This window comes from Halomarina halobia (assembly GCF_029338575.1).
Taxonomy (GTDB): Archaea; Halobacteriota; Halobacteria; order Halobacteriales; family Haloarculaceae; genus Halomarina; species Halomarina halobia.
On the sequence record NZ_CP119992.1, the window covers coordinates 2,143,855 to 2,162,014 of the forward strand.

13 protein-coding genes, 3 tRNA genes and 3 rRNA genes are annotated in these 18,160 nt (G+C 66.1%); 7 read left to right on the forward strand and 12 right to left on the reverse strand.

Features of this window, described 5'->3' with window-relative positions; translation table 11 throughout:
- Window positions 1–165, forward strand: coding sequence for a hypothetical protein (locus tag P1K31_RS11375; protein WP_276303450.1), 165 nt, complete (start codon window positions 1–3; stop codon window positions 163–165).
- Window positions 162–356 (forward strand): hypothetical protein, encoded by a 195-nt coding sequence (locus P1K31_RS11380; protein ID WP_276303451.1) that lies wholly within the window; start codon window positions 162–164, stop codon window positions 354–356. Before P1K31_RS11375 ends, P1K31_RS11380 begins: the two co-directional genes overlap by 4 nt.
- A gap of 35 nt (window positions 357–391) precedes the next feature.
- Here the strand turns inward: P1K31_RS11380 and P1K31_RS11385 are convergent, their stop codons facing one another.
- Both P1K31_RS11385 and P1K31_RS11390 read right to left on the reverse strand, forming a co-directional pair.
- Window positions 392–2,140, reverse strand: coding sequence for a nitrite/sulfite reductase (locus P1K31_RS11385; protein WP_276303452.1), 1,749 nt, complete (start codon window positions 2,138–2,140; stop codon window positions 392–394).
- An 87-nt stretch (window positions 2,141–2,227) separates the two neighbouring features.
- Window positions 2,228–2,545: a DUF8134 family protein gene (locus P1K31_RS11390; RefSeq protein WP_276303453.1), complete on the reverse strand. Its 318-nt coding sequence runs from the start codon at window positions 2,543–2,545 to the stop codon at window positions 2,228–2,230.
- A 311-nt stretch (window positions 2,546–2,856) separates the two neighbouring features.
- Here P1K31_RS11390 and P1K31_RS11395 point away from each other — a divergent pair, with 311 nt between their 5' ends.
- Together P1K31_RS11395 and P1K31_RS11400 are read left to right on the forward strand one after the other, a co-directional pair.
- The gene (locus tag P1K31_RS11395) at window positions 2,857–3,003 is read left to right on the forward strand and encodes a DUF8595 family protein (protein ID WP_276303454.1); all 147 of its coding nucleotides are present in this window, start codon (window positions 2,857–2,859) and stop codon (window positions 3,001–3,003) included.
- A gap of 48 nt (window positions 3,004–3,051) precedes the next feature.
- Window positions 3,052–3,738, forward strand: coding sequence for a DUF7119 family protein (locus P1K31_RS11400; protein WP_276303455.1), 687 nt, complete (start codon window positions 3,052–3,054; stop codon window positions 3,736–3,738).
- A gap of 51 nt (window positions 3,739–3,789) precedes the next feature.
- Here P1K31_RS11400 and P1K31_RS11405 read toward each other — a convergent pair whose 3' ends face one another.
- The gene (locus P1K31_RS11405) at window positions 3,790–5,055 is read right to left on the reverse strand and encodes a M20 family metallopeptidase (protein WP_276303456.1); all 1,266 of its coding nucleotides are present in this window, start codon (window positions 5,053–5,055) and stop codon (window positions 3,790–3,792) included.
- Between the two features lie 87 nt (window positions 5,056–5,142).
- On the opposite strand from P1K31_RS11405, the gene P1K31_RS11410 reads away from it, so the two are divergent.
- Window positions 5,143–5,216, forward strand: a tRNA-Lys gene (locus P1K31_RS11410).
- A 236-nt stretch (window positions 5,217–5,452) separates the two neighbouring features.
- On the opposite strand, the gene P1K31_RS11415 is transcribed toward P1K31_RS11410, so the two are convergent.
- From P1K31_RS11415 to P1K31_RS11445, 7 genes are all read right to left on the reverse strand, one after another.
- Window positions 5,453–6,589, reverse strand: coding sequence for a DUF8231 family protein (locus P1K31_RS11415; RefSeq protein WP_276303457.1), 1,137 nt, complete (start codon window positions 6,587–6,589; stop codon window positions 5,453–5,455).
- A gap of 263 nt (window positions 6,590–6,852) precedes the next feature.
- Window positions 6,853–6,928, reverse strand: a tRNA-Cys gene (locus P1K31_RS11420).
- A 192-nt stretch (window positions 6,929–7,120) separates the two neighbouring features.
- Window positions 7,121–7,239: ribosomal RNA gene (gene rrf / locus P1K31_RS11425) — 5S ribosomal RNA — on the reverse strand.
- Between the two features lie 100 nt (window positions 7,240–7,339).
- Window positions 7,340–10,276 (reverse strand): 23S ribosomal RNA (locus tag P1K31_RS11430).
- Between the two features lie 199 nt (window positions 10,277–10,475).
- Window positions 10,476–10,547, reverse strand: a tRNA-Ala gene (locus P1K31_RS11435).
- Between the two features lie 95 nt (window positions 10,548–10,642).
- A 16S ribosomal RNA gene (locus tag P1K31_RS11440) occupies window positions 10,643–12,111 on the reverse strand.
- Together the 16S, 23S and 5S rRNA genes with 2 tRNA genes alongside form the textbook arrangement of a ribosomal RNA operon.
- Window positions 12,112–12,838: 727 nt before the next feature.
- Entirely contained in the window at window positions 12,839–13,153 is a 315-nt protein-coding gene (locus P1K31_RS11445) for a non-histone chromosomal MC1 family protein (protein ID WP_276303458.1), read from the reverse strand.
- Window positions 13,154–13,351: 198 nt separating this feature from the next.
- Here P1K31_RS11445 and P1K31_RS11450 point away from each other — a divergent pair, with 198 nt between their 5' ends.
- Window positions 13,352–13,552 carry a hypothetical protein gene (locus P1K31_RS11450; protein WP_254542838.1) on the forward strand — a complete coding sequence of 67 codons (201 nt, stop codon included), beginning with the start codon at window positions 13,352–13,354 and terminating at the stop codon, window positions 13,550–13,552.
- A 3-nt stretch (window positions 13,553–13,555) separates the two neighbouring features.
- Window positions 13,556–14,611, forward strand: a complete 1,056-nt coding sequence (locus tag P1K31_RS11455) for a quinone-dependent dihydroorotate dehydrogenase (RefSeq protein WP_276303459.1) — start codon at window positions 13,556–13,558, stop codon at window positions 14,609–14,611.
- Window positions 14,612–14,829: 218 nt separating this feature from the next.
- Here P1K31_RS11455 and pheT read toward each other — a convergent pair whose 3' ends face one another.
- Both pheT and pheS read right to left on the reverse strand, forming a co-directional pair.
- On the reverse strand, window positions 14,830–16,542 hold the full coding sequence (gene pheT, locus P1K31_RS11460; protein WP_276303460.1) for a phenylalanine--tRNA ligase subunit beta: 1,713 nt from the start codon (window positions 16,540–16,542) through the stop codon (window positions 14,830–14,832).
- Window positions 16,542–18,047 carry a phenylalanine--tRNA ligase subunit alpha gene (gene pheS / locus P1K31_RS11465; RefSeq protein WP_276303461.1) on the reverse strand — a complete coding sequence of 502 codons (1,506 nt, stop codon included), beginning with the start codon at window positions 18,045–18,047 and terminating at the stop codon, window positions 16,542–16,544. Before pheS ends, pheT begins: the two co-directional genes overlap by 1 nt.
- Window positions 18,048–18,160: the final 113 nt, after the last annotated feature.

Sequence of the window (18,160 nt, forward strand, 5' to 3'; positions counted from 1 at the left end):
GTGCCTGTCGGGGGATCGGAGGCAGTCGGGACGACTGGCCGTAGTCGGGAGGCGGGGTGGGACGGCTCGCGGCTCGTGCTCGCGCCGGACGACCTGGGCGACGCCGCCCGGATCGACCTCGACAGCGAGGGGGTGAAGGTGCAGTCCGGCGGCCTCCTCGCGTGATCGAGGGCGTCGAGCGCGGCACCGCGGGCAACGAGGCGAGCAACTTTCATCTCCTCGGGCGAACTTCCTCGGGCGAACTCACCGTCCTCCGACTCGGCGGCGAGGGGTTCGTGACGCGGCTCTCCGGCGAGGGGCACGTCTGGCTCCAGACGCGCGATCCGACGGTGCTCTACGGCGACGGGAGCGAGTGAGGAACTGACGAAGCCAGCGACGCGCCTCGCTTCCCTCAGTCGTCGGCCGGGACCGGCGCGCTGTCCATCGCGTCGTCCTCGGCGTAGGGGTACCACGTCATCTTCGTGTTGTGCATGTAGGGGTCCTCGTAGTCCGTCTCCTCCGGTTCGGCGAGGTCGGCCAGTTCGTCCTCGTCGCGGGCGGCGATGAAGTCGCGGAAGGACTCCCCCTCACCCCGCTCGGCCTCGTAGGTGGCGAGCAGGTTCCGGACGTACCCGGGCACCTCGTCGGCGGCGACGCGCATCTTGGCCCACTCGGCGAACTGCGGGTTCTCGCCGAGCCCGCCGCCGAGGCCGATGTCGAACGCCTCGACCGGCTCGCCGTCCTTGCGCGTCTTCATGCCGCGCAGGGAGACGTCGGCGATCTGGGGCTGGGCGCAGGAGGCGGTACAGCCCGAGAGGTGGATGTGGAAGTCCTCCACGCCGTCGGGCACCTCGACGTTGTCGCGCAGCCAGTGGGCGTAGCGGACCATGCGGTTCTTCGTCTCGACGATCGACAGCGAGCAGAACTCCGTCCCCGTGCAGGCGATGGAGCCGCGCATGAACGGGTGGGGATCGGGGCTGTACTCGGAGAGGAGCGGTTCGTCGAGGAAGTCCTCCAGGTCGTCCTCGTCGATGTCCGCGACGATGACGTTCTGTCGCTGGGTCAGCCCGACGAGCTCCGACCCGTACTCGGCGGCGAGGTCGGCGAGCCGGAGGGCGTCCTTCGCGCCCATCCGCCCGACGAGCACCGAGAGGCCGACGAAGTACCGCCCGTCGTTCTGCTCGTGGACGCCGACGTAGTCCCCCGGCGCGTCCGACCGCCCGGCGTTGTAGTCGTACCGGTCGCGCAGGTCCTCGCCCGCGGTGGGGAGTTCGTAGTCGACGTACTCCTCCTGGAGGACGCGGCGGAACTTCTCGGGACCCCACTCGTCCATCAGGAACTTGATGCGGGCGTTGAACCGGTTGTCGCGGTCGCCGTGGTCGCGGAACAGCGCGGAGACGCCCGCCGCGACGTCGTACATCCCTTCCGGCGTGCAGAACACGTCGATGTCGCGGGCGAAGCGCTCCTCCTTCCGGGCGAGGCCGCCGCCGACGAGGGTGTTGAAGCCCTTCACCTCCTCCCCGTCGATCTCCTTGACCGCGGGTTCGAACGCGAGGTCGTTGATGTCGCCCTGCCCGCTGCCGCGGGTGTCGCCCGTGATCGAGACCTTCCACTTCCGGGGGAGGTTCTCGTGTGCGGGGTTGCCCTTGAACTCCTCGTTCAGCCCCTCGATGAGCGGCCAGACGTCGAGGTGCTCGTCGGCGTCGCGGCCGGCGACGGGGCTGCCGACGATGTTGCGCCACGAGTCGCCGCAGGCCTGGATCGTCGAGAGGCCGTGGGCCTCCAGGCGGTCGAAGATGTCCGGAACGTCCTCGAGTTTGATCCAGTGGAGCTGGATGGACTGGCGGGTGGTGTAATCGAGCCACGCGCCCTCCCACTCGGGGTTCTCCGCGGGGCCGCGGGCGTACTCGTCGGCGATCTCGGCGACGACCCGCAGTTGCTCGGGAGTGAGCCGGCCGCCCGGCACCCCGACGCGCATCATGAAGTAGCTCTCCTGGCCGTTGCGCTGGTGGTACAGCCCCCACCACTTGAAGCGCTCGAACCAGGCGTCGCGCTCGTCCTCGGGGATGGCGGCCCATCCCTCCTCCGCGAAGCGATTGAGGTGCTCGCGGATCTCCGTGCCGTAGACTTCGTCCTTCCAACCCTCGACCTTGCTCGCCATTTGCGCGTACAGAGGGACTCCGGACGTAAACGGCCGCGCCTCGCGTCAAGCGTGGCGGGTGCTTCCGACCCCCGGCAAGTATCCCCGCTAGCTGCGAGTGTGCGGCACGTGGACGCTCTCGGGGACGCCCGCCCGGAACGCGCCCGTCTCGGGGTCGACCCGTCCGACCGCGAGCCAGTCCGTGACGCCCTGCTCGCCGCAGGCGATGCACTGCCCCGAGAGCCGCGCCTCCACGTCGGGGGGTGCGAGGCCGACCTCGACGAACCCCTCGGCGAGCACGTCCGCGAGTCTGCACCCGCAGAAGCCGTGGTCGGCGAGCCGCCAGAGGCCGCCGACGCCCGACACGCGCCGGTCGTCGACGCTCACCCAGGCCCCGTCGTCGAGGAGGTAGACGTCCGTCGTCACGAACGGGGGTTCGGCGCTGGGAAGGGTAATCCCAGCGATGCGGGCAGACCCCGCCGCGTGTCATCGGATTCGGTGACGACGCTCCGACCGCGATCTCTCTCCCTTCCGGCGGTTTCGCTCGGAGAGAGCGTCACACGTTCCGGCAAAAACGACCGCGGTGCGGCAGTACGGGTCAACGTTACAGCTGAGCGCGCCCTTTTGCGTGTCCTTCGCCTACCGGGAATCGATGGTACTGATGGAGTCTCCGGACGACGGTCCCCGCCAGCACGTCTCGGCGGACGTCGCGCCCGAGCTCTACGAGGAGAGAGACGATGAGTGAGCCGACAACCGTAACCGACGAGTCCGCAGAGGAATCGAAAGACGAAGAGGCGGTAGACACCCGCCACCTGGACGAACTCGAGGACGGCTGCGGCTGCGCGGAGGTGTGGGAACACCTCTCCGAGCAGCGCGGTGAGTAGCGCACAACCCCGAGACGCTTTTCCTGTCCCCCCTCTTGCGTTCGCTCGATGAGTAACCCGGACGAGCCACCCGCCGACCGCGAATCGCCGGTGGGGCAACCCGTCATCAGGGGGGACCCGACGCTCACCGGCGAGCGCGCGCGGCGCGCCGTCCAGTTCGACCCGAGCGACCCCGAGAGCGTCGCGGAGGCCGCCGACACGGTTCGGCGGTTCGCCAACAGTTCCGCCGGGTCGGAGGACAACGTCTACGTACTGCGCGGCGCGGCCGCCTGCGCCGCGCTCGTCCGCGGCGAGGGGTCGTACAAGGCGGCCGCCGAGCGGGCGGGCGACGGCGTCACCGTCTCGTTCATCCGGAAGTGGGCGCGCGTCCACGACCTGCCGCGCGCGGTCCGCCGCTACGTCGCCACCGGCCGCATCGCCCCCACCGCGGCGAAGCACATCGCCCGCGTCCACGGCGAGGCGCGCTACCAGCTCGCCTGGGCGATCCTCGATCACGGGCTGACCGTCCGCGAGGTGCGCGCCGTCGCGAGCGACATCAACAACGGCGCGGCCGTCGAGGTCGCCCTCCGCGAGGTGGGCGTCGACCTCGGCGAGATCACGCTCTCGCTGCCCCCCGAGACGTACCGCGACCTGCGCCGTCGGGCCGCCCTCGAGGACAGCGAACCGGAGGACGTGGTCGCGGCGGCGCTCGACGCACTCGACGCGCTCGACGCCCCCGGCGCGCGGCGACGGTAGCCGAACGGCGATAGCCCAGCAGCGATAGCCCGGCGACGGTAGCCGCGGGCGTCAGGACAGATACGCCCTCGCCGCCCGCTCCAGCACCGCCCCCGCGGTCACCACCTCTCCCCACGCTACGGTCTCGTCGGGGAAGTGCGCCTGCTCGACGGTGCCCGGCCCGAACAGGACGGTCGGGACCCCCGCCTCGACGTAGTGGCGCGCGTCCGCCCCGTAGGTGACGCCCGCCGGTTTCGCGTCGGACAGGCCCTCCGCCTCCATCGCCCCGACGACCGCCCGCGCGATCGGCTCGTCGGGGTCGACCTCGCTCGCCTCGAACTGCACGGAGAACCGCTCGAGTCGGAGGTGGTCGGCCAGCCACTCGTCGCGCTCCGCCAGCGCGTCCAGGTGCTCGCGTAACTCGGCCTCCACCCCGTCTACGGTCTCGCCGGGGGCGACGCCGACGCGGATCTCGGCCGTCAGTTCCGCGGGAACCGTCGAGGCCCACCGACCCGCGCGGACGGTGCCGACGACGACCGGCCACGGGACGGGGAACTCCTCGTACAGCGGGTGGGTCACGTGTGCCGCCCGCCCGGCCTCGAAGTCGGCCAACCCTCGTCTGACGCGCTCGAAGTGCGGCAGGACGGACTCGCCGCGCCAGCTGGAGGCGGCGTGCGCGGAGCGCCCCTCGATGCGGATCCGCGCCATGAGGCTCCCCTCGGTCGCGACGACGGGCCGCAGTTCGGTCGGCTCGGCGATCACGGCGGCGTCACGCTCGAACGGGTAGGGGTTATCCAGGGCGGCCGCCGCCGCGCCGATCCCGCCCTCCTCCTCGCCCGCGACCGCCTCGACGACGACCCGACCGTTCGCGTCCAGCGCGCCCGCCTCCGCCTCGTCGGCGAGCGCGCGGGCGGCGTAGACGCACGCCGCGAGCCCCGCCTTCATGTCGGCCGCGCCGCGCGCGGTGAGGGCGTCCCGGTCCTCGTCCCACGCCGGCGCGAAGGGGTCGCTCGTCCACTCGCCCTCGGCGGGGACCACGTCGACGTGTCCGTTGAGCACGAGCGTCGGGCCGGCGTCGGGGTCACCGAGTTCGAGGATTCCGCCGATCGAGGGGCGGTCTGCGACCTCGATCGCCGCCGGATCGTCGGGGAACGAGGGGTGGGCGGCGAGGCGTTCGGCGTCGGCCGTCCACTCGACGGTCTCGAAGCCGAGTTCGTCGAGGCGCTCGCGGACGAACCGCTGGATCGGCGCTTCGTTGCCGGGCGTGGAGTCGAAGGAGACGAGTCGCTCGACGAACGAGCGGAGGTCGTCGCCGTAGCGGGTGGCGAAGGCGCTCACGGGCGACGTTACCCCGGCGGCGATAAGAGCGTTCCCGGTCCCGCTAATCGTAACGGTTTAGCGACGTGGGCTGGAATCTCCGGTACCGGGCTGATAGCTCAGTTAGGCAGAGCGTCTGGCTTTTAACCAGACGGCCGGGGGTTCAAATCCCTCTCAGCCCGCTGGTCGTGTGCGAGCGACAGCGAGCACCGAACGAGTTCCCGAGTGGGTTTGAATCAGGGAGCGCGCAGCCCGCGCAACCGAACGAAGTGAGGTGAGCAGGACCGTGCGACCGTGGTTCACATCCCTCTCAGCCCGCTTTCTCGCGACGAACGTGACGAGCGAAGCGCGACAGCTGGGGATCTGAATCGGAGAGTGAAAACGGGAGGCGAGCGGCCGGCGTCGAGAGGGTAGCGGTTCAGCCCCGGGTCGGCATGTACGCCAGCCCGATGACGAGGAAGGCGGAGAGCCAGCTGATGATGCTCACCGCCCAGAGCCCGTTGACGCGCTCGTGGAAGTACTCCTGCTTGTCGATCTCGTTCTGGTACGCCTGGCGCTGCTGGCTGAACATGACGGTCTTGTTCTCGGGGTTGTCGCTTGGGAAGTGTACGACGTAGGTCTCGTTGTTCGCGAGCGTGACGTTCCCACCCTCCTCGAGTTCCTGCTGCACCGCGACGTCGTCGCGCCAGACCAGGGTCGCACTACCGTCGGTGACGTTCTTCAGCGTGACCGTGGTATTGTTGTACTGGAAGCGATCGCCGGGCCGGAACGTCTGCTGATCCGCCGGGCTGAGGTACTCCTGTAGCGGCACGAGACTGTTGTCGTCGAGGTACCGGACGTACGTCTGGCCGTCCGCCTCGATCGTCTCGTTTGCGACCGCCGTGTCGTTCTCCAGGATGGCCGTGACGTCGCGTTCCTCGGTGAACACGAGCGTATTCGACATCGCGGTCGTGTTGTTCCCCGCGGTGCCGTTGGTCGCGTTCGTCGCGTTACCCTCCTGCGTCTCCGTCGTGTTGCTGTCCGCGGGCGCGCCGGTCGTGTTGTTCCCAGCATCGCCGGCGGTGGTGTTCGACCCCGCGGCGGCGTCGGTGGCGTTACCGCCGGTGGCGTTACCGCCCGCGGACTCGTTACCGCCCGCCGATTCGTTCCCGCCTCCGGACTCGTTACCGCCCGCGGTGGGGGCGGCTCCCGGATCGGGAGCCGTACCGATCGTCACGAGGTACGACGAGTTGTTGTACTCGACGCTCGTCCCGTTCTCCAACGTCTCCGAGAGGAGTGCGTTGTTCTTCGTGTAGACGAGGGTACCGGACCAGGTCGGCTCGCCGCCGCCACCGCCGCCGTGGCCACCCTCGCCGCCACCCTCGCTAGAGGCCTCCTGTCGGCTGACCTCCGAGAGGTTGTACTCCTGCCCGTCGATCGTGAAGTTACCGCCGGGCTGGTACGTCTGTCCCTCGATCTGGACGTCCGGCTCCTCCGCCACCGCGATGACGGAGTAGGCACTCGCGCCGATGACGAGGAAGAAGACGAACAGGACCGCGGCCGCTCGACGTTGCATACAGGAGCCGACGGAATCCCCGCGTATAACGATTACTTTCCGGAGCCGAGCGAGCGAGTGACACGCCGAACCCGGGCGAGAGCGCCGTCGAACGGACGTGCGGATGGAATCCGCATAAGTGCTCGCGGACGGCGACGTCAGCAGGTGACGCGACCGTTACCGGCGAAGCTCCTCGCTCCGAATAGAGGTAGCACTGGTCGTTGCTACACGGAGTACAAAAGTTACATTCTCGTGCGATCTTCACGTCCGGTCGGTCGAAAGAGAGCCAAGGGCCGGATTTGAACCGGCGTGATCACGCTCTGCAGGCGTGTGCGTAAGGCCAGACTCTGCCACCTTGGCGCGGATGACTCTACCGGGAGGACGCGAATAAGCGTAGCGGTCTGAAGCGACCGCTTGCGGGGAGTCGAATATGAGGTATGAATGGAAAGGCGGCGAACCACCAGTTGCGGGCGTCGACAGTCCGCTCACCGATTCCACCGGGACGAACCCTGCGTGTACTACGGTTCACGGACCTCGGCCCGTACTTGGAGCCTCTTGCGAGGCAGTTTTCCCAGAGGCTCTCGCACTCCAGTACTCGCTGGAACGCAGGCGGGCTTATCTTCCGTGTTCGGGATGGGTACGGGAGTTGCCCCGCCGCTCTGGCCGCCTTAACGCCGATTCGTGGAATCGAACCACGTCAAGGACCACCATCGGTCAAGCGTACGTGCGATCCAGTTAACGCCTGGACCCGTTCACGGGACCAGTGCGATGAATGTGTGGCTTCGACCTGTTAGTACCCGCGGGCTGAACACCTCGTTACCTCGGTGCGTACACCCCGAGTCTATCGAACTCGTCTTGTACGAGTGGTCTCGGCGGTACCTCTTTTCCATGCGGGTTTCGAGCTTAGATGCGTTCAGCTCTTACCCCTTGTCGCGTAGCTGCCCGGCACGTGCCCTCTCGGACAACCGGTACACCAGTGGCGACCATTCGTAGTTCCTCTCGTACTATACGAACGTTCACGTCAGGTACCAAACACCCCCAATAGATAGCAGCCGACCTGTCTCACGACGGTCTAAACCCAGCTCACGACCTCCTTTAATAGGCGAACAACCTCACCCTTGCCCGATGCTGCCCGGGCAGGATGGAGGGAACCGACATCGAGGTAGCAAGCCACCGGGTCGATATGTGCTCTTGCCGGTGACGACTCTGTTATCCCTAAGGTAGCTTTTCTGTCATCTATGGCCCGCATCGGGCGGGCTCATAGGTTCGCTAGACCACGCTTTCGCGTCAGCGTCCCTCGTTAGGCAGGACACTGTCAGGCCATCTTATGCTCTTGCACTCTTCTCCGGATTTCTGACCCGGATGAGATGGCCATAGGGCGCGCTCGATATCTTTTCGAGCGCGTACCGCCCCAGTCAAACTGCCCGGCTATCGGTGTCCTCCTCCCGGAGTGAGGGTCACAGTCACTAACGGGTAGTATTTCACTGACGCCTCGGTGGCCCGCTAGCGCGGGTACCTGTGTAACGGCTCCTACCTATGCTGCACATTAGCGACCATGTCCCAGCGACAGCCTGCAGTAAAGCTCTATAGGGTCTTCGCTTCCCCTTGGGGGTCTCCAGACTCCGCACTGGAACGTACAGTTCACCGGGCCCAACGTTGGGACAGTGACGCTCTCGTTGATCCATTCATGCAAGCCGCTACTGAAGCGGCAAGGTACTACGCTACCTTAAGAGGGTCATAGTTACCCCCGCCGTTGACGGGTCCTTCGTCCCATTGTACTGGGTGTTCAGATACCCGCACTGGGCAGGATTCAGTGACCGTACGAGTCCTTACGGATTTGCGGTCACCTATGTTGTTACTAGACAGTCGGAGCGTCCTGGTCTCTGCGACCTGCCCCTTTCCGGGGCAGGCATCCCTTATCGCGAACTTACGGGACCAATTTGCCGAATTCCCTAACGTCGGTTGCTCCCGACAGGCCTTGGCTTTCTCCGCCATGGACACCTGTGTCGGTTCTTGGTACGAGCACCGTACTTGCCTTTTCACGGGCTCTAGGTTGACCTGAGTTTCCCTGTCCCGCCGTTCACCCGCTTCGTGCCATTACGGCTTCCACGGGCTTTGACGGTTCGACCGGGCGAAAGCCCGGCTCAGGTGACCCCAAAGCGTCGGCGTTCGATGTACGGTGGCACTGGAATATTAACCAGTTTCCCTTTTGTGCTGCTCGAATTACGACAGCACTTAGGATCGGCTAACCCTCAGCTGACGAACATTGCTGAGGAACCCTTGTCCGTTCGGCCGTCAGGATTCTAACCCGACTATCGCTGCTACTATGGCCAGGATTTTCGTCACCAATCGGTCCACACGAACTCTCGCCCGTGCTTCCACCCGATCGGAGCGCCAACCTACGGGAACACGCTGTGAGGCGTGCCGCCAGGTCTCGGTGGTGGACTTGAGCCCCGATCATTTTGGGCGCCCCGAACCTCGGCCGGTAAGCTGTTACGCTTTTCTTAGAGGGTAGCTGCTTCTAAGCTCACCTCCCGGCTGTCTAGGGCTCGGGACCACCTTTAAATCGCACTTAGTCCACACTTGGGGACCTTAACCCAGCTCTGGGTTGTCTCCCTCACGGTGCACAAGCTTACCCCGCACACCGGACTCCCTGCGTCCACGGCGTTCGTAGGTTCGGAGTTTGACAGGGGCACCGACTCCTCTCGGAGGCGGACACCCCAATCGGTCGCTCTACCCCACGAACTACCTCGGCAGAGGTCATGCTTCGACATGTTTCGGTTGGAACCAGCTGTTACCGAGCTCGATGGGCCTTTCACCCCTACACGCGGGTCACGGGAGGGTATTGTAGGACACCAACCCTAACGGGCCTCCACATGGCTTTCGCCATGCTTCGCCCTGCCCTCGTGTAGATCGCTCGGATTCGGGTAGTGCCCGTCTGACTCCCCGCGCTTGAACACGGCGGCCCTGGCATCGAAGATGCTGCGGCCCTGTCGGTTTCCCTACGCCTCCCCCGATACTCGGGTTAGACTCGTCAAACAGGCACACTCCCTGGCTCGTTTTTCAAAACGCACGACGGAACACCGGCTCCGGCTGCTTCCTACTGCGGGGTCGCCCCCGGGTCGTTTCGCAGACGGCCTTTTGTGCCCCGTCGCTCCATCGCCACGTGATTTCAGGCCCTATTGCACCTCCCTTTTCGGGGTGCTTTTCAGCGTTCGCTCACGCTACTTGTTCGCTATCGGTCTCAAGTTGTGTTTAGTCTTGGCAGTCGATGCCTGCCAGGTTCGCGAGGGATTTCCAACCCCCGCTACTCGGGAACAGACCCACGACCGCACGTCCGCGATACGGGGTTGTCACCCTGTATCACGCTCCGTTCCAGGAGACTTCTCGCAGACGGTTGGCCGATTACGGTCAGTCCGAACACCACATTGCCAACGAGGTCGAAGACCTCGCAGGCTTCGGTTTGGACTACGTCGCGTTCACTCGCCGTTACTAACGACATCCCATTCGGTTTCTTTTCCTGTCCGTACTGAGATGTTTCAGTTCCGGACGTTCCCCATTGCGCAAGGCAATTGCTGTGGGGATTCCCATTCGGAGATCCTGAGTTCTTCGCCTCCGTGCGGCTCCCTCAGGCTTATCGCAGCTTGGCACGTCCTTCGTCGGCACTTGAGCCGAGCCATTCACCACGTGGCACAGTAGCCACGAATGATATTGATTGCTCTGGACCTCGATGAACGGGTCCAGTGAGCGCCTGGATCGCACGTACACACGGTCTTCATCTGCGCGCCCGCTGGTAGACGGTGCGGCATCGACCCTTCCCATCCCCGTTCACACGGGATGGTGCATCTGTCTTCGTCGGAACGAGCGCCGGATGCCACTTAAGGAACCCGGTTTCGTCCCGCGAATATGGACCCACTGGGATTCGAACCCAGGGCATCCTCCTTGCAAAGGAGGCACTCTCCCACTGAGCTATGGGCCCTACCTGTTAGCCTCGGTAGTTCTGAGGTGCTCGGTCGGCCAGGTGCCGACACCCGACCCCAAGGTGGGCCGGACGTTCCGTCCGGTCCCGGTCTGTGGAGGTGATCCAGCCGCAGATTCCCCTACGGCTACCTTGTTACGACTTAAGCCCCCTTGCAGAGCCCAGATTCGACCACCGTTCGGTGGCCTCATCCGGACCCCACTCGGGTGCTTTGACGGGCGGTGTGTGCAAGGAGCAGGGACGTATTCACCGCGCGCTTCTGACACGCGATTACTACCGAATCCAACTTCATGCGGGCGAGTTTCAGCCCGCAATCCGAACTACGATCGGGTTTAGGAGATTAGCGTCCCCTTTCGGGGTAGCGTCCCATTGTCCCGACCATTGTAGCCCGCGTGTTGCCCAGCTCATTCGGGGCATACTGACCTACCGTTGCCCGTTCCTTCCTCCGCTTTGGCAGCGGCAGTCCCCCTAGTGTACCCAGCCATCGCGAGATGCTGCTGGCAACTAGAGGTGCGGGTCTCGCTCGTTGCCTGACTTAACAGGACGCCTCACGGTACGAGCTGACGGCGGCCATGCACCTCCTCTCAGTAGCTCGAGTAAGGTCATCAACCTGACCGTCACGACTACTGTCGGAGCTGGTGAGATGTCCGGCGTTGAGTCCAATTAAACCGCAGGCTCCTCCGGTTGTAGTGCTCCCCCGCCAATTCCTTTAAGTTTCATCCTTGCGGACGTACTTCCCAGGCGGCTCGCTTCACGGCTTCCCTACGGCACAACGCAGGCTCGTAGCCTGCGTCACACCTAGCGAGCATCGTTTACGGCTAGGACTACCCGGGTATCTAATCCGGTTCGAGACCCTAGCTTTCGTCCCTCACCGTCGGATCCGTTCTTCTGAGGCGCTTTCGCCACCGATGGTCCGTCTAGGATTACAGGATTTCACTCCTACCCCAGACGTACCCCTCAGATCTCCCGGTCCCAAGCCAGACGGTTTCCGCCGGACGCCCACTCGTTAAGCGAGTGGATTTCCCGACGGACCTGAATGGCCGGCTACGGACGCTTTAGGCCCAATAATATCGGTCATCACTTGAGCTGCCGGTATTACCGCGGCGGCTGGCACCGGTCTTGCCCAGCCCTTATTCGTGTACCACCTTACGGTACACAAAAGCGAGGACTGTATGCCCTCGCACTCGGAATCCCCCTATCGCACTGTCGTGCAGTGTAAAGGTTTCGCGCCTGCTGCGCCCCGTAGGGCCCGGACTCTTGTCTCAGAGTCCGTCTCCGGGCTCTAGCTCTCACTACCCGTACCGATTATCGGCATGGTGGGCCGTTACCCCACCATCTACCTAATCGGCCGCAGCCACATCCTATGGCGCCGGAGCGTTTCACGCTCTCGGCATTCCAGCCAGAGAGCGCTATCCCGGATTAGCCTCAGTTTCCCGAGATTATCCAGGTCCATAGGGTAGTTTGGCCACGTGTTACTGAGCCGTTCGCCACGATCTAATTCGTGCGACTCGCATGGCTAAATCGGATTCCGATAGCAATGACCTCCGGCAGGATCAACCGGAATGTTCTCCCCCGAAGGGGAGGGTTAGGCGGATGCATTAAGGTTGCATATACGCTATCGGGTGTCGGCGACATCGGACCGACCGAGTGTCACCGAACTACCAAGGCTAACATCAGATCCCATCGTGTACGGCGGACCGCAGGGGTGGAATCCTCATTTCCTTCGGATCCTATCGTAGGCGATTCGAGGGCATAAACCCTTCGAATCCGCCCCGACAGGCCGCGAGTACGGGACGTATCCAGCGTCCCGCACCTACTGTGTGTTCGCATACATTCCGAGGCACCCTTAGTACATAAGGGCGTCGGTCCAAGACCGGCCCGGAATCGCGTTCCGGCGCCGCCCTGTGCGTATCATTCCGGAGTGCCCCTGGATATATAAGGGCACCGGAACGGGGACGTCCCGACCGGGTGACCCCGGCGGGGAGCGCCCCGCGCTTCTTCGCATTCCATTCGAGCGGGGGTGACTACTTAAGACCGTCGAACTATCGGCGCTCCGTCAAGCGATTTCATGGGAGAACGTTCACACGGTACGGTCCTCTCACGGTACGGAGACACACGGGAGAGGGGTAGTGTGGCGCGGCTGGAGATCGGCTCGTCATTCCACGCGCGTGCGTGCGGTCCGGCCGGATGAGTGCCGCGCACGCTCGCTTGCGCACGCCCAATGTAAATACTATCGAATACGCCGTCCGCTCGTCGTGCGCCGACGGTCAAAGAAGCCGGTCGCTTCGACCTCAGATCTCCTCGAGGTGCTCGATGCCCTTCTTCGAGACGTTCGCCTTGGTGATGCGGTCCGGCATCCAGTCCGGCTTGTCGTCCGGAGCAGTCTCCTTCCAGGCCCACCCCTCGTAGTGGTGGACCTTCTTCGTACCCTTCTCCCGGAGCCGCAACTCGGTCCGGTCGGCCTCGTCCTCGCTCCCAGCGGGGTCGAGCCGTCGAGCCGCTTTCAGCGCCGCCTGACGCGGCGTACGCCCGGAGAAGACGCTCGATTCGTTACCGCTCGTATCGCGGAGCGCGAAGTTCCGCTTCCCATCATCGCTACGTGCCATGGTTTTCGAACCTCCATGCGAAAGCAAAACATGACCACATATAACTATATCCCCGAAATCGAGAGACTACGCCCGATATGTTTATATACAAACAACGCAGCGTAGTAACGCACTTCGAGTCGATCGGTCGACGGGGGCGAACCCGAGCACGGCAAACTTAAGTATGTCGTACGGCGAAGGGTGGTGTAAGATACCGCGATGGTGCGAAAGAAGAAGCTCAGCCCGAGTGGCGCCAAAGACGAAAACGGCGAATACCACAACGTGCACCTCAACCTGCACGAGGACGAGCTGACGGTCGCCGGGATGGAGATCGGCGACGAGGTGTTCGTCCGCGTTCGCGACAACAAGATCATCATCCAGAAGGCGGACGCAGACGAGGAGATCGAACACGAGTTCTGATCCGTGCGACTCTACGACGCCGCGAAGCCGCTACTGTTTCAGCTTCCGGCAGAGACGGCACACGAGACGGTTCACGCGGCACTCCGCGCCGCCCAGGGGACGCCCGTAACGTCGGCGATCGAGCGGCGACTGGCCGTCGACGACGAGCGCCTTCGAACCACCGCCTTCGGGCTGGACTTCCCCAACCCGGTGGGCGTCGCCGCCGGCTTCGACAAGAACGCGGAGATCCCGCGCGCGCTCGCGGCCCTCGGCTTCGGACACGTCGAGGTCGGGGCCGTCACCGCGGAGGGCCAACCGGGCAACCCGCGCCCGCGACTGTTTCGCCTCCCCGAGGACCGCGCGCTGATCAACCGTATGGGGTTCAACAACGACGGCGCGGACGCGGTCGGGCCGCGCCTCGCGCGGGCAGACGTCCCGGTCCCCGTCGGCGTGAACATCGGCAAGTCGAAGGTCACGCCCCTCGCCGAGGCCGACGACGACTATCGCTACACCTACGAGCGGTGCGCCGACGGCGGCGACTACTTCGTCGTGAACGTCTCCAGTCCGAACACCCCGGGGCTCCGGGAGCTACAGGACCGCGAGCACCTCGAACGCATCATCGCGGCGCTCGTCGACGCGGGCGCGTCGCCGCTCCTCGTGAAGCTCTCCCCGGACCTCACCGACGCCGCCGTCGAGGAGGCGCTCGCGGTGGTCGAGGACTTCGACCTCGACGGCGTCATCACGACCAACACGACGACCGAGCGCCCCGCCTCCCTGCGGGGCGTCAACCGCGCGGAGACGGGCGGCCTCTCCGGGAAGCCCATCGAGGAGCGCGCGACCCGGGCGGTGCGCTTCGTCGCCGAGCGCACCGACGTCCCCGTCGTCGGCGTCGGCGGGGTCGCGGACGCCGCGGGCGCGTACGCCAAGATCAGGGCGGGCGCGTCGCTCGTCCAGCTCTACACCGGCCTCGTCTACGAGGGACCGACGGTCGCCCGCGACGTCAACCGCGGCCTGCTCGACCTGCTCGCGCGCGACGGCTTCGAGGGCGTCGAGGAGGCGGTCGGGGCGGATCTGAACTGACGGGACACGTTTCATTCCTGGCGGACTGAACGGGCGTTCCCGCGAGCCGGGCGGGACCTCCGGTCCCGCTGGAAGCCGGCCATCGGCCGGCGATGAGGCGAGCGGGAGCTCGTCGGAGCGCAGCCCACGAGGGCTTTCGAGGCGGTAGAGTTGTCGTCGATCATTCGGGTCGAGGGCACTCGAGGTCGTTCCACGACGAGAACGCCACTGACACTCGCTCAATCCAGCGCCCGGAGGTCGAACTCGAACGCCGCGACGGGCACCTCCAGGTCGTGCTCGACGAGCACGCGGGGGTGGATCTCGCCGATCACGCCCGCGGACTCGTCGTCGAGCACGACCTCGGCGGTCCGCCCGGCGATGAACGTGGGGTGCTCGGTCGGCGGGGTCTCGAGCGTCTTCCCGAACGCGCGGGCGACCGCCTGCAGGCGCGCCTTCGCCGCCTCGAAGCCCGCGTCGGTGCGCGCGAGGACGGCGGCGACGGTTCGCCGCTCCGCGACCTTCGTCTCCTCGCTCCCGTCGACCCGCGCGGCGAGGCCGATCTCCGAGAGGTCCTGTGGGTACGCCCGGTGGGTGTTGTTCTCGAGCACCATCAGGAGCGAGGGGAGCGCCCACGTGCGGACGGTCGTGTAGTCCTCGCTGTACGGCTCGGCGATGGTGGCGGGGTCGCCCGCGCCGTAGACCGACTCCCCGGGGTCGATCCCCAGCCGGTCGAAGCACTCCGCCTCGCTGACGAGGTGGAAGTTCAGCATGTCCTCGAAGCCGAGGCCGACCAGCGCGTCGCGGGCGGCGTCCTCCAGCCGGGTGCGGTCGGTGCGGCCGCCGATGGTCCCCACCTCGGGGTACCGCGGGTCGAGTTCGTTGAACCCGTAGGCTCTACCGAGGTCGTCCACCACGTCGACCGGGTGGAGCACGTCGACGCGGTAGGGGGGAATCGAGACGTCGTAGACCACCTCGTCGCCCGCCTCCTCGACCTCGCCTGTCAGCCCGGAGCGCTCGAGCAGGTCGAGCACCTCGTCCGGGTCGAGGTCGATCCCGAGCAGGCGCTCGATCCGCCCGTGGGTGACCGTCTTGTGCTCGATCTCGAAGTCGGGTCGCACGAGCGACTCCTCCGGGTACTCGACGCGCACCTCCTCGACGCGCCCGCCGCGGGCGGCGAGCGCGTAGCAGACGATGGCGCACATCCGGTCGATCGTCCACTGGTCGGTGCCCGTCATCTCGATGAACACGTCGCGCGTGCCCTCGGTCACCTCCGTCCGGCGGCCGTTGATCACCGGCGGGAAGGAGAACAGGCCGATGTCGTCGTAGATGGCCGGATACGCCCCGTAGTCAGCGAGCAGCGGGCCGTAGGTCCGTCCCGTCGGGTGCTCGGAGAGCACCTCGCCGGGCGTCAGCGCCGCGTCGGAATCGAGCGGGACGAACCGGTCGCCGTCCGGCTCGATCCCCCGGTAGGAGATCGTCTTGGGGCGATCCTCGCCGGCGGATCGACCTTTGAGCATCGTCAGGTCGTGGACGCCGATCGCGCCCTTCGCCCGCTGCCGGCCCATCGTCCGGTGGAGCTTCTCCTGGAGCTGGATGAGCGACTCCAGCCCCTCCTCGGTCACGTCCAGTCCGCGGACGATCGCGCCGGTCACGTAGGGACGCTCGTCGGGCACCGACTCGTCGACCTCGATGACCCACTCGGCGCTGTTGGTCCCGGGGACGTAGACGCCGCGGTCGTCGCCGTACTGGTAGCGCAGCGACCGCGCGATGCCCTCGATGGAGAGGCGATCGAGGCGGTCGGGGGCGAACTCCAGTTGCATGTCGCCGTCCTCGGTGTCCCCCTCGTACTCCAGCCCGAGCGCGAACAGGTCGGCCTCGAGTTCGTCGTCGCTCTTCTCCTCGTGGCCGGTCAGTCGCCGGAGTTCGTCGGGATCGACCTCGACGGTGGGCATCAGTGCATCACCTCCACGGACCGCAGGAGGTCGAGGTCGCAGAGCGTCCCGTGCACGTCCCGGATGTCCTCGAAGCCGTAGGTGAGCATGAGCAGGCGCTCGAGGGCGAGCCCCCACGCCATCACGTCGCAGTCGACGCCGAGCGGTTCGAGCACCTCCGGGCGGAAGATGCCGGAGTTGCCGATCTCGATGATCTCGCCCGTCTCGGGGTGGCGGCCGAACAGCTCGAAGCTCGGCTCCGTGTAGGGGTTGTAGTGGGGCTTGAACCGGATGTCAGTGATGCCGAAGCGGCTGTAGAACTCCGTGAACGTCCCCATCAGGTCGCGCACCGAGAGGCCCTCGGCCATCACCCACCCCTCGATCTGGAAGAACTCGAGCAGGTGGGTCGCGTCGAGCGTGTCGTTGCGGTAGACCTTCTCGACGCTGAAGTAGCGCTGGGGGGGTTCGAGGTCGCCGACCGCCTCCCCCGAGAGGTAGCGCATCGACAGCGAGGTGGTGTGCCCGCGCAACGCGAGCGCCCGGGCGAACTCCTCGTCCCACGGCGAGTGGTAGCCCTCGCCGTCGTCGCCCACCCCCTCCAGGTGCGCCCGGCGGACGCGCTCTATGAGGTCCTCGGGGAGGTCGTCGATGCGTCGCGGGTCCGAGAGCGCGAAGCGGTCCCAGTGGGTGCGCGCCGGGTGGTCCTGGGGCATGAACAGCGCGTCGTTGATCCAGAAGTCGGCGTCCACGTGCGGCCCCTCCATCTCCTGGAACCCCATCCCGACGAGCACGTCCTTCACGCGGTTCGCGGTCCGGCGGAGGATGTGCTCGCGGCCGCCGTAGATCGTCTCCGCGTCGGCCTCCACGTTGTACGCCGCGAACTCCGCGTCGCGCCACTCGCCGCTCGTGAGCAGGTCGGCGGTCACCGCGCCGACGGCGTCGGCCACCTCGACCCCTTCCATGAGCCCCGTCACGCCCTCGTCGGTGAGCGTCACCGAGCGGACGGTTCCCTCCTCGCGCCGGACGAGCCCCCGGCGCTCCAGTTCCTCCACGGCGTCCTCGGGGGCGTCTCCGCCCGCCGCGAGGGCGTCGAGCGCCGCCGCCTCCTCGTCGGCGTCGGGGTCGGCGTCGGGAGTCGCCGCCACCGCGCCGGACTCGATGCGGCCGTAGCCCTTCCGCGCGAAATTAGAGAGGGCGATGTTCACCGCCGGGCCGTCGAGGCCCGCCCGCCCGAGCAGTTCGCCCATCGGGACGGGCTCCTCGTCTGCCCCGGCGTCGATCGCCGCCCGGTAGAGGCGCACCTCGGGGAGGCCCTCCTCCCGGTACCGTTCGCCCTCGTCGGTGAGCGAGACGGACTCAGCCGCCTCCTCCTCGATCGCGACGAGGCCCGCGTCGGCCAGTTCGAAGGCCGCCCGGGTGACCGTCGTCGGCGACTCGTCGAGGGCCGCCGCGAGCTCCTCGACCGTTCTCGATTCCGTTGCGCTCGCGGCCTCCAGGACCGCGGCCTGTGCCTGTGGTAATCGCATGGTGTGTCGTTGTGTGTAGTTTCGTGCTGGCGTCCGTATGCGTGCTGATCGAAGACGGCGCGGCGACGTCGGTTTGTTCGGCCGGACCCGTCCAGACCGGTCCCCCGACGCCT